This is a genomic window from Vibrio sp. KMM 9700 (assembly GCF_058545285.1).
On the sequence record NZ_CM178590.1, the window covers coordinates 476,843 to 491,037 of the forward strand.

Here is a 14,195-nt window from a genome sequence, read left to right on the forward strand (position 1 = left end):
ACAACTCGTTAAAGTATATGATCAATATCACCAGATTGTTACTTAATTATTAATCAATAGGGCAAATCATGTATCTGATTTTCAAAAAGTTTATGCTTTCATTTATATTGATAAGCCTCGTCTCTGGTTGCGCCACGATATTGACGAAAACCAATCAAGACCAAGGCCATGTCTACTCAGGCTTTGTCTGCAATCTCAAAGGTTTGTCTATGATTTTAGAGCCGCCGTTAAGCTTGTCAGTGCTCTTGCTACCTGTGTTTGTGATTGATTTGCCCTTGTCTTTGGTTGCTGATACTTTCTTTCTTCCTGCGGATCTCAATAAGCCATCCAGTCGCTTTAATTATCAATGTAAAATGTTGGAATGGTTGGAGTAAGTGGCGGCTTATTAACTATTAACGCTTGGCTTATGAGAGAAACAAAAAAGCTCAGCAAACCACTGCCGAGCTTTTTATATTAATCAAGTGAGATTATTTTTGACTTAGCCAGTGACGCCAACCGCCAAAGTGACTAATGTTCTCCCCCAGTAGCATCGATTTTGGCTCACTAATAAAGCCAATGACCCATTCGCCAGAGACTAGTTCAACCTTCCCAAGCCCAAGCGGATGCGGGATTTTTTCAAGCAAAGCGCCAAGATTATGTTTTGGCATACGCCAAACTTCCACATCAAGACTCACGCCTTTGTCTTCATCACGCACAAGTGCTGGACGTGCGGGCGCTGGGTTTTCGAGAGCATACATAGTATAAGCTGGCGCCGTTTGGGTTTTCTCTTTCAAGGCTGCGCCAAGACTAATTAATTGCTCGTTTAAAGGCAAGCCTTGCATATGCGCGCCGCACACTAGAATATCAATGGTTTGCTCAGTTTGGTTAAACACACCCGTTGCGCCCAATGGATAAGCTTGTGAAGCCTGCCATGCCTTGGCGTAGCTGATGAGCTTTTTATCTTCAAACGCTTGACTAAAGAGGGTGATCCCAAAAGGCAGATCTTTTGAAGTGAAACCTGCAGGGATCGCAATTGCGCTATAGTCGAGCAGGTTCATAAAGTTGGTATAAAAGCCTAAATTGGTATTTAACGCAATCGGGTTGTTTTCAACTTCTGCAATGGTATAAGTTGTGCCTGCCGTCGGGGTTAAGACAAAATCAACCTGCTGCATTTGTTTATCTGCTGCGATTTTACACGCTTGAAGCTTATACATGGCATCAAATGTTTGCGCCGCTGTTAGGTTTTTTGCGCCGCCAATAATAGTTTGAATCACTTCCAAACAGGCTTCTGGCGTTGCATTGAAAAACTTTTCAATCGCAACATAACGCTCCGCCACCCAAGGCCCATGATAAAGCAGGTTGGCAGCTTCACTAAAGGCTGAAAAATCGATTTCAATTAGCTCAGCGCCAAGGCTTTGCAAACGCTTCAGGCTGCTTTCATAGAGACTTTGATAATCCGCATCATCAAAAAATGCCAATTGATCGCGGCTTAATACGCCAACCTTAGCGCCGGCAAAAGAGATCTGCTCGACCTTTGTTTGAACGCTTGGCTCTGGGCGTGCATAGCAATCTTGTTCATCATACACAGCGACCACTTTATCTAAGATCGCAATATCTTGCGCAGATTTTGCAAACAAGGTTACGCAATCTAAGCTTTTACATGCTGGCACCACACCTTGGGTACTCAAACGACCTTTGGTTGGCTTTAAGCCATATAGGTTATTAAACGCAGCAGGGACACGACCTGAGCCAGCGGTGTCAGTGCCGAGCGAGAAAAGCACTTGATCGGTTGCGACACTTACGGCGCTACCAGAGCTTGAGCCGCCAGAAATATACTCTGGGTTAAAGCTATTTTTAACTGCGCCATATGGGCTTCTAACGCCCACAAGACCAGTCGCAAATTGATCTAAATTGGTCTTCCCAATGGGCACTGCGCCTGCTTGGATAAGCTGTTTGACCACAAATGCTGACTCGTTGGCAACATATGCGTATTCAGGGCATGCTGCGCTGGTTGGCAGGCCTTTTAAATCAATATTATCTTTAATGGCAAACGGCACGCCATATAAAGGCAAGTCATCAATATTCTGCTCAGCAAGTTGGGCAATATATGCCTCTAACGCTTGCTCAGATAAGGTTTCAATCCAAACATTAGCGCTATCTTGCTGCGCTAGGCTTAGCTTTTGTTTTAAGTATTGTGCAGGCGTGGTTGCGCCGCTTTTGTACGCCTCAATCAAGGCATTAATATCTTTAATCATATCCATTTTTTCTATTCCTTAGCTGCCTTGATTTAGAACCACGAGCGCTTGACCGGCTTGAACTTGATCGCCTTCTAGTTGGCAGATTTGATCCACGATACCGCTGCTTGTGGCGGTCACTTCAAGCTCCATTTTCATCGCTTCGATGATCATAATGACTTGGTTTTCTTGTACATGTTCTCCTGGTTTGACTAGAATCTTCCAGATACTCCCTGCAACATGGCTTTCCACAGCTTCTTGATTATCGTTAAGCTCGAGCGCTTGGCTTGGGGCTTGTTGGATGTCTTTGGCGACAAAGTTGGCTTGTCCTGACTCTTCCCAGCGCTGTCTTTCGGCTTCAAAAGCGGTTTGCTGTTTGGTTTTGAAGGTTCTGATTTCATCTGCGTTTTCTTCCAAGGTTTGTTGGTAATCCGCTAACGAGAAGCTAGTTTCTTCAATCTTAATTGGATACTGCCCATGCGGGTGTTTTTCACGCAGCTCAAGCAGTTCGTCACTTGAAACCTCATAGAAACGGATCTGGTCAAAGAAGCGTAATAACCAAGGTTTTTGGAAGGCTTGCGTTTGACGATAACGGTTCCACATTTGGATTGTGCGGCCAACAAATTGATAACCACCTGGGCCTTCCATGCCATAAACACATAGATAAGCGCCACCAATCCCCACGGCATTTTCAGGCGTCCAAGTACGTGCTGGGTTATATTTGGTTGTCACTAAACGATGTCTTGGATCGATAGGAGTTGCCACTGGCGCGCCAAGGTAAACATCGCCTAAGCCCATAACCAGATAGCTAGCATCAAAGACAATTTTCTTTACTTCTTCCATTGAATCCAAGCCATTGATACGGCGGATAAACTCAATGTTATCTGGGCACCAAGGGGCATCTTTGCGCACCACTTCATCATATTTTTTGATCGCAAGTTTGGTCGCCGCATCATCCCAAGAAAGCGGCAGATGAACCACACGTGCCGGCACACTAAGTTGGCTAATATCACCTAAGTTGCGCTCGGTTTCTTCTAATAAATCAAGCAGTTTAGCTTGTGGCAGAACCAAGTTATCAAAGCGGATCTGTAGGCTACGGATCCCAGGGGTTAACTCTTTAATCCCTTCAATCTTTTGCTCTTCAAGAGATAGCATGAGTGCGTGCGCACGGAAACGTAATTGAATATCAAGAATTTGCTCGCCATATTCAACCAAGAGATGATCTTCACCACTTGGGCGATAGACAACTTTCTCACCAAATACATCTTTGGCAAGGGTTTTGATCACAGGGGTTTGCTTGATTAATTCAGGCAGGGCAATCGGCTCGATCTCAACTGGCGCAAGTTGCAAGTCTTGCAGTTGCTTGGTTTGAGTCAGTTCAGCTTTGGCAGCAGCTTCAAATGATACAGGAATAAAGCGAATTTCATCACCAGCTTTGAGTTGCCCAATTTTCCACAAATCAGCTTTAATGATGGTTGCAGGGCAAACAAAGCCGCCAAGACTTGGACCATCTGGGCCTAAAATGACTGGCATATCTCCGGTAAAGTCGATACTGCCGACAGCGTAAGCATTGTCATGGATATTTGATGGATGAAGGCCAGCTTCGCCGCCGTCAGTACGCGCCCAATTTGGTTTTGGACCCATGAGGCGAACGCCGGTGCGGCTTGAGTTAAAGTGGACTTTCCATTTTGCTTGGAAGAAGTTTTCAATATCTTCTTCAGTGAAGAAATCTGGCGCGCCATGTGGACCATAAATCACGCGAATCTCTTGGGTTTGGCTAAGATCAGCCGGCGTAATTGTAGTGCTCGCTTGAACGGGTGCACTTGGCTCTGTCGGTGCAAGTTGCAGCGGCAAAACATCCCCCGCAACTAAAGTGCGGCCTAAATGACCACCAAATTGACCTAACGTAAAGGTTGATTTACTGCCTAAGTAATCCGGGCATTGAATCCCACCTTCAATGAGTAAGTAGCTACGTGCGCCTTGCGTGATTTTCCCTAGGCTGAGCACTTGACCGGCTTCAACTTGGATCACTTGGTTGTTTGCAACCGCGACATTATCAAGGCTGGCATCAATGTGCGCGCCTGTGATCGCAACTTTTTTACTAACATTAAACTTAAGCTTTGGACCTGAAATTAAGATCTCAAGACCAGCGGCATCTTGTGGGTTATTTAGAAGTTGGTTACCAAATTGGAAGCTAAGGCTATCCATTGGGCCTGATGGCGGAACGCCAATGTGCCAATAGCCATCACGCGCAGGGTAATCTTGAACACTGGTTTGAGTGCCGCCAGAAATAACATCGATTGAGCAAGCTTTGTAAGCAAAACTATTTAGGCTTTGCGTTAAGATTTCACCGCTTTGAACCATAGGGCTTGCAATCAGCTGCGCAAGGTAATCTTGGTTGTGGGCAACGCCATAGACGAGCATTTCTTCAAGTGTTTGACTGAGTTTGGCTAAGGCTTCGTCACGGCTTGGGGCATAAGCGATGATTTTACCTAACATAGGGTCGAAAAATGGCGAGACTTCAATCCCAGATTCAATCCAGTGATCAATACGCACACCTTCAATGCTTGGGAATTCGACATGGCTTAATAGGCCAGCACTTGGTTGGAAGTCTTTATTTGCATCTTCGGCATAAAGGCGCAGCTCAATTGCATGACCTTGTGGCGCGCCCAGTTGCTCAGCTTGAGAGAAATCAAAGCTTTGATCGCCAAGTTTAACCATCCATTCAACGAGATCAACGCCAAATACTTCTTCGGTAATGCCGTGCTCAACTTGCAAGCGAGTGTTCACTTCAAGGAAATAAAATTGCTGCGTTTCTTGGTCAAAGACATATTCCACTGTGCCCGCATTGCGATATTTCACGCTTTGCGCTAGCGAAATTGCGGTGTCTTTTAGTGCTTGACGGGTTTCATCTGAAATATGTGGCGCTGGGGTTTCTTCAATGACTTTTTGGTTTCGGCGTTGCGCGGAGCAATCACGCTCACCCAGTGCAACCACTTGGCCTTGGCCATCACCAAAAATCTGCACTTCAATGTGACGCGCTTTGGCGATAAATTTTTCTAAAAAGATGCCATCATTGCTAAAGTTATTTGCACTTAAGCGTTTAACTGAATCAAAGGCATGTTCAAGCTCTTGGTCTGTGTTACAACGCAGCATCCCGATACCACCGCCGCCGGCCGTACTTTTAAGCATCACTGGGTAGCCAATTTCATTGGCAATGCGCAGGGCTTCTGCTTGGTCGGTTAATAGACCTGAGCCCGGTAAAAGCGGCACGTTAGCATTTTCTGCAATCTCACGCGCACTGTGTTTTAAGCCAAAAGAGCGCATTTGTAGCGGTGTTGGGCCAAGGAAAATGACGCCCGCGCTTTCACAGCTTTCGACAAAATCTGGGTTTTCACTTAAAAAACCATAGCCAGGGTGAATGGCATCGGCATTGGTTTGTTTGGCAATTTCAAGAATTTTTGCTTGATCAAGATAGGTTTCTTTGACCGAGCCTGCGCCAAGAGAGATAGCAATATCAGCTTGTTTGACATGTAGGCTATATTTATCGACTTCGTTATAAATTGCTACGCTTTTGATATTTAGTTTTTTTAATGTGCGAATAATGCGACAAGCAATGGCGCCGCGGTTAGCAATTAATACGGTTTTGATTGGCTGATGTGCAGTCATAATCTGTTCCATGATAATAATGGACGAGTCGTCTCGTCTCGTTTTATGTGAGCTTTCTACCTTCCTCATTTCGGTATACATATATCAAAAGGATATATCAGGGGTCGTCCCCAGCTCATTTATATATCTTGCGGCTTAGCTTATTCCCAAACTAAGACTTCGATTGGCGTTGGGTTGTAAGCATTACAAGGGTTGTTCAATTGTGGGCAGTTTGAAATCAGCACAATCACATCCATCTTAGCTTCCAGCTCAACATATTTACCTGCGCCACTGATGCCATCTTCAAATGTCAGGCCACCTTCTTTGGTCACAGGGACATTCATAAAGAAGTTAATGTTGTGGGTAATATCTTTTTTGCTCATGCCAAAGTGCTCGTTTTCAGCAATGGCCAGCAGGTAGCTGTCGCGGCATGCATGCATGCATTTTTTCTCAATGGCATAACGCACAGTGTTACTTTCGGTTGCGCAAGCGCCGCCAAGGGTATCGTGTCGGCCACAAGTATCCGCAACGATTTCAAGCATTTCATTGCCTTGATCAGATAAGATTTTGGTGCCCGCAGTTAAGTACACATTGCCTTGCTCGCGAATCGTATCAATCGCGCTATAACGCTCGCTTGGATCTTCTGCGCTATAAAACAAAGTATCTGCCGCTTGGTTGCCTTCAAGATCTAAAATGCGAACGGTTTGGCCTTTCTTCACCACTTTCATGTAGTAATCGCCAGCAGGCACAACATCTCTTCTTAAGCAGTTTTCAGGGGTTAATTTACTTTCAACAATCATGGGGAGACTCCTTATTTAGCCTGCATTAAATAACGGCGATTATTTTCAAAAGCACGCGCATTTTCTTCACGAGAATTTAGACACGCATCATCAGCTTGCACTGCTTCAGCTTGATGAAGTGAGACTTCAACAGGTTTGAATGGGTATTCAAGGCTTGGGTTTAATGGGTGCGGACAGGTTGTCATGATGACCAAAGTATCCATTTCAAATCTAAGCTCAATCACATCACCTGCTTTGCTGTGCGCTGGCACATAATTCAGGTTACCCTCATCATCGGTCGCAACTTTTGAAAATAGATTTAAGTTGGCGCATAAATCGCGTTTGCCTAAGCCATATTTAGCCAGTTCAACAAGCAGGGCATCATAACCATTTTGTTTCCATGAATTGCGATCATTTTGATAGTCACGCGTGCCCCATTTTTCCGTCACTTTGTCTTTATTTGCTACGCCACAGACACTGTCAATCCAGTTGGTATCATCGCGCACAATAGAGCAGAACACGCGGCCCATATCTGAATATAAACAATGACCTTGGGTTAGTTTAAAGGTGTGTTGACCTTTTAAGGTATCCGGCGCGTTATAACGCTCTAACAATTGATTGGCGTTATAAAAAATCATGCTGAGGTTGGCGCCGCCTTCAAGGTCGGTTAAGCGCATGATATGGCCTTTTGGAACCGTCACAGAAAAGTGCGCTGCGCCGGGTAAAGTATCTTTAAAAATGTAATCTGATCCATTCATGATGAATAAACTCCTTGTGTGCTTGCCATTGAATTTGAAATCGTTGTAATTTTGTTTTGGTCTTCGCGATCAAGCTTGTCTTGTGCTTGTTGACGTTTTTCGCGAGACACAGGAATATCGAATGTGACTTTTGCGCCAAAGCGCTCAGGGGCTTGTGGGTCAATACGGTCATGGTCAAATACCCATAAACGCGAGCCGAGTAAAAAGCCTTCACTTAAATCATGAGTGATCATAAAGACGGTTAAGTTTTGCTCTTCACACAGATTTAAAATCAATTGGTGCATGTCTTTTTTGATCCCAGGATCAAGCGCGCCAAAAGGTTCATCGAGCAATAAAATACGTGGTTTTTTGATCACAGATTGGGCGATAGATAAACGCTGACGCATGCCGCCAGAAAGCTCATGCGGATATTTTTCATAAGCATGGGATAAACCCACGGCATCGAGCACTTTTTTCGCCTCTTGTTTCGCTTGCGCGCGGGCACTGCCAAACAGACGACCAAAAAGTTTGCTTGAAAGGCCTGGGGCATCTAATTCAAGCCCTAAAATCACGTTTTCTAAGACGGTGAGATGAGGGAAAACCGAGTATTTTTGAAACACAATCCCACGCTCAACACTTGGCTCATACTTTAATGGCTTGCCATCGAGTAAGATCTCGCCACGAGTGGGTTGCTCTGTGCCAAGCAGCATGTTTAAAAAAGTTGTTTTACCGCAACCAGAGGCGCCAACAATACTAATAAAGTCACCTTCGTTAACACTTAGGTTGAGACGCTCAAGAACAATATTGTTGCCATATTCTTTCCACAAGTTATTGATTTCAATAAGTGGGGATGCTTGTTTAGGCTGCATTGAGTGGGCTGACTTATCCATTTGCGCCTCCTTGTTCAACGTGGTACCAGTTGCTTAATTTTTTCGACAATTTGCTTAATGCCCAGTCAATACCATAGGCTAAGATGGTGATCCATAAAACATAAGGCAAAATCACATCCATAGATAAGTAACGACGCACCAAGAAGATGCGATAACCTAACCCTTCGGTGGCAACAATCGCTTCAGCTGAGATTAAGAATAACCAAGCACTCCCTAAAGCAAGGCGCACAGCTTCAATCAAGCGAGGCAATAATTGAGGGATAATCACGCGCACTATCATTTGCCAAGTGTTGGCGCCAAGGGTTTGGGCTTTAATGATTTGCTCTTGCGGTAAGCTTTGCGCACGCAATTGTATATCTCGCGCTATCATGGGGCAGATGCCGATCACGATAAGCATGATTTTTGACAGTTCACCCACCCCAAAGGTAATGAACAAAATAGGTAAAATTGCCATTGGTGGGATCAGTGAAATCACTGTGATAAGCGGTGAAAAGCTTGAGCGAGCAAACGGGATCACCCCAGTTGATACCCCAATACAAAAGCCAGCAAGGGCGCTTATTCCCACACCAATAAATAAGCGCTGTAAACTTGCTAACGTATCTACCCAAAGTAAATACTCACCAGTACGGCGGTTTGGCGTAAACGCCATTTTATTGATGGAGTCGACAATCGTGGTTAATGAAGGAAGTAGTTTGTCGGCTGCATTGGCAGCAAGTCTTGCTTCTGAGCTGATGATATAAAGCACCAACAAGAGCAAAAATGGCAGGAGTCCAAGCAGTATACGCCCGTACTTTGGTGGATGGTTGTTCATTAATTTAGTCATATCAACTCCATATATCCCAAGAATTAAAGCTTGCTATCCGCAGCCATTTGCATATAGCTTGGGTCAAATCTAAGTTTGATATTGTTGGTATCACCAAAGGTCGCGCTTGGGCCTTGAATACCGATAAAGCCAGCATCATCTGCCATTTCGCCAAGTAGACCTTGCTCAAATGAGAACTCGCTAACTTTTTGCATCGCTTGGATCAGATCAGGGCTTTGCGTAAATGCCACCGCATCTTGAGGCTTATAAAACATCTTGGTGGTATCAAGTTGAGATTGGTAACCGGCTAGATCTGTGCCCGATGCTTGCGCCATATGGGTTTTCACCGCTTCGGCTTCATCACCTGTCATTTTTTCCATGACTTCGTACCATGCGCCGGTTAAAGCTTTGGCAAAATCAGGGTTGTCTTGTAAGGTTTGGCTGTTTACTACTAATAAATCCATGATTTCTCCTGGAATATCAGCAGAGGTGAAAAGCGTTTTGCTGTTTGGCGTTTTTTCGATTTCGCTTAAAAGAGGATTCCAAGTGACTACATTTGTCACATCTGGTGTTTGAAAGGCTGCCACGAGATCCGCATCAGAGGTGTTGACTACTTTGATATCACGCTCAGATAAACCAACAGTTTCAAGGGCGCGAGCGAGAAGGTAGTGAGATACGCTTAGCTCAACTAAGTTAAGGTTTTGACCTTTTAGATCTTCAAGTTTTTGTGCTTCTTTGGAGACGATGCCATCGTTTCCGTTGGAAAAGTCACCCACAATAATCGCTGTTGAATCCACACCACTTGCTGCGGGAATGGTTAATGCGTCCATGTTTGCCATGACCGTCGCATCAAACTGGCCTGTGGTGTATTGGTTGATTGACTCGATGTAATCATTCACCTGCACAACATCGATTTCAATGCCGTATTTATCTGCCCATTTATCTAAAATACCTGAAGAATCAGCATATTCCCACGGCATCCAACCGACATAAATCGACCAAGCAAGGGTGAATTTTTCTTTTTGTTCGGCAAGCGCACTCATTGAGGTCGCGCACATTGATAGGCCAAGTAGCGAGGGGAGTAGATATTTTTTGAGTGATTTCATAGTAACCTTCCTTTGGTTGTCACATAGAGGCGCAGAGACATAAAAATAAGTCTCCCGGGCTTTTGTCCCTCCGTGTGACCTTCCATGCGTCTATCTGTTGGATAAATGCGAGAAGGTTGATAACTCTCGGACCAGTCACTGATTATTCGAACAAGGTGAATCAATCAGTCGGAACCCTAGATATCTATTTTACAAATTGTATACCTAAGAAATTGAACCAAATTCAGTCAAATCTTTGGGTAAGTGACAACTATGTGTGAAACTTTTTGATAAGTCTCTGCGCAATGGTCTTTATACAGGTATAAATAAGCAAACGGCATGCCAACTTTATGAAATCATTGAATTTCAGTTGGTTACACCATAGTTGTGTGATTTTTATACCTATAATGGATTAATTTGATGCGATCCTGCACTTTGGCTGTGCATTTGCGATCGAAAGGAGTGCTAATCTTGCACTAAAATAAACCTTGCACCAAAATGCTGCGCACGGTGGCATTGTTTTGGTGCGAGGTTGACGGACAGGAAAGTGAATTAAATATCACCACAAATGCCGCTTGATCCCGCTTTGCTCCAATAAACGGGTGGCAATTTCCTCAACCGAGAGCGAAGTGGTATTGATATAACTAATGGCTTCACGGCGAAATAGACTCTCTACTTTTGCCAATTCTGCTTGGCATTGGGCAAGGCTGGCATACTCACTGTTGGCATAGCGCTCAGTGCGAATTGCCGCTAAACGCTCAGGATCTATCGTTAAACCAAAGGTTTTGTAGCGATAGGGCTCAATCTCAGTCGGCAATCTTAGTCCTGACATGTCATCCTTAATAAATGGATAATTGACTGCGCGTACGCCAAATTGCATCGCCAAATATAAACTCGTTGGGGTTTTGCCGCAGCGTGACACCCCAAGCAAAATAATATCTGCTTTATCAAGTTGCGACAGCGACACGCCATCATCATGGGCAAGGGTATATTCAATTGCCGCAATCCGATTGGTGTAGCTTTCAAGATCTTTATGAATACTGCGCGAGCGGTGCAATTGCGGCTTAGGTTCTAAGTTTAGATCTTTGGCAAGCGGCGTCACAAGGGATTCTAAGACATCATAACAATGGGCTGGCGCGGTCTCGATATAGGCTTTGATTTCAGGCAGGACAATGGAATAAAAAACGAGCGGCTTTTGCTGGTGTTTATGATACGAGCTTTCGATAAGCTGCATGATTTTTTGCGCGCGTGCCATGTTTTCAACAAAGGGAAAGGTACTTTGCTTGGTCTTAAAGTCAAATTGACCAAGCACAGAATGGCCCATAGTTTCTGCTGTAATGGCGGTGCCGTCTGAGATATAAAAGACGTCCCTTAATTCGCTATTTTCTGGCGCTATGTTTTGACTCATCGCTATCCCTATCCACTTGTCTTTTGGTGAGTATATAAGAAGTTGCTTGCCAAGATCGCGCATTTTGCGTATGCCGACAGCGTCTCAAGATGGCTTTGCGAAGCTTGCCTCATTTTTAAACATGAAATCTTATTTTTTGTTTTTATTTTTGTATGTTGAATCCAGTCGCACATGATCATTGTTGTTTGCTTGTTGTGATGATGTGCATCTCGCGAAATGTTTAAAGGAGCGCGGTATGGGACAGCAAGTCATTTGGTATGAAAAGCTTTCAATGCATGATGTAGACAAGGTCGGAGGCAAAAATGCTTCCTTAGGGGAAATGGTTGCAAATTTAGCAAACCTTGGGGTGCAAGTGCCAAATGGGTTTGCCACCACGGCGCAGGCGTTTAACCAGTTTTTAGAGCAAGATGGGCTCGATGACAAAATTCACCAACTGCTTGATGCGCTCGATATTGAAGATGTTGAAGCCTTACAGCAAGCAGGCAAAAAGATCCGCCAATGGGTGCTTGATGCGCCACTGCCAACTGAGCTTGAATCGCAGATTAAAACCTCTTATCACACGCTTACTCAAGGGGATGACAATATCGCAGTTGCTGTGCGTTCCTCTGCTACGGCTGAAGACTTACCCGATGCCTCCTTTGCAGGGCAACAAGAAACCTTCCTTAACGTGCGTGGCATTGACGCTGTGATTGAAGCCACCAAGCATGTGTTTGCTTCCCTTTTTAACGATCGCGCAATTTCATATCGTGTACACCAAGGCTTTGATCATAAAGGCGTCGCGCTTTCGGCTGGGATCCAGCGTATGGTTGGCTCAGATAAAGCGGCATCTGGGGTGATGTTTACCTTAGATACAGAAACTGGCTTTGATCAAGTGGTGTTCATCACCTCATCTTGGGGGCTTGGTGAAATGGTAGTGCAAGGCGCGGTCAACCCAGATGAGTTTTATGTGCATAAGCCAATGCTTGAAGCTGGCAATCAAGCTGTGGTGCGTAAGACCTTTGGCTCCAAACTTCTAAAAATGGTCTATACCCAAGATCAAAGCATAGGCAAACAAGTGGAAGTGGTGGATACCACACAAACCGAGCGTCAAAGCTACTCACTGACCGATGCGGAAATTACTGAACTTGCCAAACAAGCGCTGATTATTGAAAAGCATTATGGTCGCCCGATGGATATTGAATGGGCAAAAGATGGCGTGACAGGGGAGCTCTTTATCGTTCAAGCGCGTCCTGAAACTGTTCGCTCGCGTGAGAGTGTGCAAAGCATTGAACGTTTTGAATTAGCCAATACAAAAGAGCATGAGGTGCTAGTACAAGGCCGTGCGATTGGGCAAAAAATTGGTCAAGGTGTGGTGCGTGTGGTCAAAGGCTTAGATGAGATGGATCAAGTTCAAGCGGGCGATGTGCTGGTGACGGATATGACAGATCCTGATTGGGAGCCGGTGATGAAAAAGGCGGCTGCGATTGTCACCAACCGAGGCGGGCGCACTTGTCATGCGGCAATCATTGCACGAGAGCTTGGCATTCCGGCGATTGTCGGCTGCGCGGATGCGACGCAAAAACTGGTTTCAGGTATGTCTGTGACCGCATCGTGTGCCCAAGGGGAAACCGGCTTGGTGTTCCAAGGTTTGCTTGATTTTGCAGTCAAACGCTCGAATGTGGACGCACTGCCACAATTGCCATTAAAAGTCATGATGAATGTCGGCAACCCAGATCGCGCCTTTGATTTTGCAACCATTCCCAATGAAGGCGTGGGGCTTGCCAGACTTGAATTTATTATCAATAAAATGATTGGCGTGCACCCGAAAGCCTTGCTTAACTTTGCGCAGCAAAGTGATGACATCAAACAAGAAATTGCGCAAAAAATGCGAGGTTATGACAGCCCAAGAGACTTTTATGTGCAAAAACTTACGGAAGGGATCGCAACCCTTGCGGCGGCATTTTGGCCAAAACGCGTGATTGTGCGCTTATCTGACTTTAAATCTAATGAATACCGCAACTTAATTGGCGGCGCAGCCTATGAGCCAGTGGAAGAAAATCCTATGATTGGTTTTCGTGGCGCGTCGCGTTATATCTCAAGCGAGTTTGAATCTTGTTTTGAACTTGAATGTGAAGCGGTTAAACAAGTGCGCAATCAAATGGGGCTGAAAAACGTCGAGATTATGATCCCATTTGTGCGCACCCCAGATGAAGCTGCATCTGTGATTGATTTGCTAGCAAAATTTGACCTGCGCCGAGGTGAAGAAGGGCTGAAAGTCATTATGATGTGCGAGCTGCCATCCAATGCTGTGCTCGCAGATGAGTTCTTAAAGCACTTTGATGGTTTCTCGATTGGCTCGAATGATATGACGCAATTAACCCTCGGCCTTGATCGCGACTCAGGGGAAGTGGCGCATTTATTTGATGAGCGCAACCCTGCGGTTAAAGCTATGCTTTCGATGGCGATTGCCGCAGCAAACCGCGCCGGCAAGTATGTTGGGATTTGCGGCCAAGGCCCATCAGATCATGAAGATTTAGCTATGTGGCTGATGGAGCAAGGCATAGATTCAGTCTCGCTTAATCCTGATACTGTGGTCGAAACTTGGCTGCATTTGGGGAGTAAAGTAGGGCGTTAGGGTGTGAGTTCGGTGTAAC

10 protein-coding genes and 1 riboswitch are annotated in these 14,195 nt (G+C 45.1%); of the genes, 2 read left to right on the forward strand and 8 right to left on the reverse strand.

Features of this window, described 5'->3' with window-relative positions; genetic code table 11:
- Positions 1-68: 68 nt before the first annotated feature.
- Complete coding sequence (locus tag AC2VOY_RS13375; RefSeq protein ID WP_491834101.1) at positions 69-374, forward strand: YceK/YidQ family lipoprotein; 306 nt, start codon at positions 69-71, stop codon at positions 372-374.
- Between the two features lie 93 nt (positions 375-467).
- Here the strand turns inward: AC2VOY_RS13375 and atzF are convergent, their stop codons facing one another.
- From atzF to ppsR, 8 genes are all read right to left on the reverse strand, one after another.
- The gene (atzF, locus tag AC2VOY_RS13380) at positions 468-2,240 is read right to left on the reverse strand and encodes an allophanate hydrolase (RefSeq protein ID WP_491834102.1); all 1,773 of its coding nucleotides are present in this window, start codon (positions 2,238-2,240) and stop codon (positions 468-470) included.
- 12 nt (positions 2,241-2,252) lie between these two features.
- Positions 2,253-5,882, reverse strand: a complete 3,630-nt coding sequence (gene uca, locus AC2VOY_RS13385) for an urea carboxylase (RefSeq protein ID WP_491834103.1) — start codon at positions 5,880-5,882, stop codon at positions 2,253-2,255.
- Between the two features lie 140 nt (positions 5,883-6,022).
- Positions 6,023-6,661 carry an urea amidolyase associated protein UAAP2 gene (locus tag AC2VOY_RS13390; RefSeq protein ID WP_491834104.1) on the reverse strand — a complete coding sequence of 213 codons (639 nt, stop codon included), beginning with the start codon at positions 6,659-6,661 and terminating at the stop codon, positions 6,023-6,025.
- 11 nt (positions 6,662-6,672) lie between these two features.
- Positions 6,673-7,398: an urea amidolyase associated protein UAAP1 gene (locus AC2VOY_RS13395; protein ID WP_491834105.1), complete on the reverse strand. Its 726-nt coding sequence runs from the start codon at positions 7,396-7,398 to the stop codon at positions 6,673-6,675.
- Positions 7,395-8,267 (reverse strand): ABC transporter ATP-binding protein, encoded by an 873-nt coding sequence (locus tag AC2VOY_RS13400; protein ID WP_491834106.1) that lies wholly within the window; start codon positions 8,265-8,267, stop codon positions 7,395-7,397. Before AC2VOY_RS13400 ends, AC2VOY_RS13395 begins: the two co-directional genes overlap by 4 nt.
- The gene (locus AC2VOY_RS13405; protein ID WP_491834107.1) at positions 8,260-9,090 is read right to left on the reverse strand and encodes an ABC transporter permease; all 831 of its coding nucleotides are present in this window, start codon (positions 9,088-9,090) and stop codon (positions 8,260-8,262) included. The genes AC2VOY_RS13400 and AC2VOY_RS13405 overlap by 8 nt, the downstream gene beginning before the upstream one ends.
- Positions 9,091-9,113: 23 nt before the next feature.
- Complete coding sequence (locus AC2VOY_RS13410; protein ID WP_491834108.1) at positions 9,114-10,175, reverse strand: putative urea ABC transporter substrate-binding protein; 1,062 nt, start codon at positions 10,173-10,175, stop codon at positions 9,114-9,116.
- A gap of 49 nt (positions 10,176-10,224) precedes the next feature.
- Positions 10,225-10,366: riboswitch (guanidine-I (ykkC/yxkD leader) on the reverse strand.
- Between the two features lie 347 nt (positions 10,367-10,713).
- On the reverse strand, positions 10,714-11,562 hold the full coding sequence (ppsR, locus tag AC2VOY_RS13415) for a posphoenolpyruvate synthetase regulatory kinase/phosphorylase PpsR (RefSeq protein ID WP_491834109.1): 849 nt from the start codon (positions 11,560-11,562) through the stop codon (positions 10,714-10,716).
- A 235-nt stretch (positions 11,563-11,797) separates the two neighbouring features.
- Between ppsR and ppsA the strand changes: the two genes are divergently transcribed.
- Positions 11,798-14,176, forward strand: a complete 2,379-nt coding sequence (ppsA, locus tag AC2VOY_RS13420; protein ID WP_491834110.1) for a phosphoenolpyruvate synthase — start codon at positions 11,798-11,800, stop codon at positions 14,174-14,176.
- The last annotated feature ends 19 nt before the right edge of the window (positions 14,177-14,195 follow it).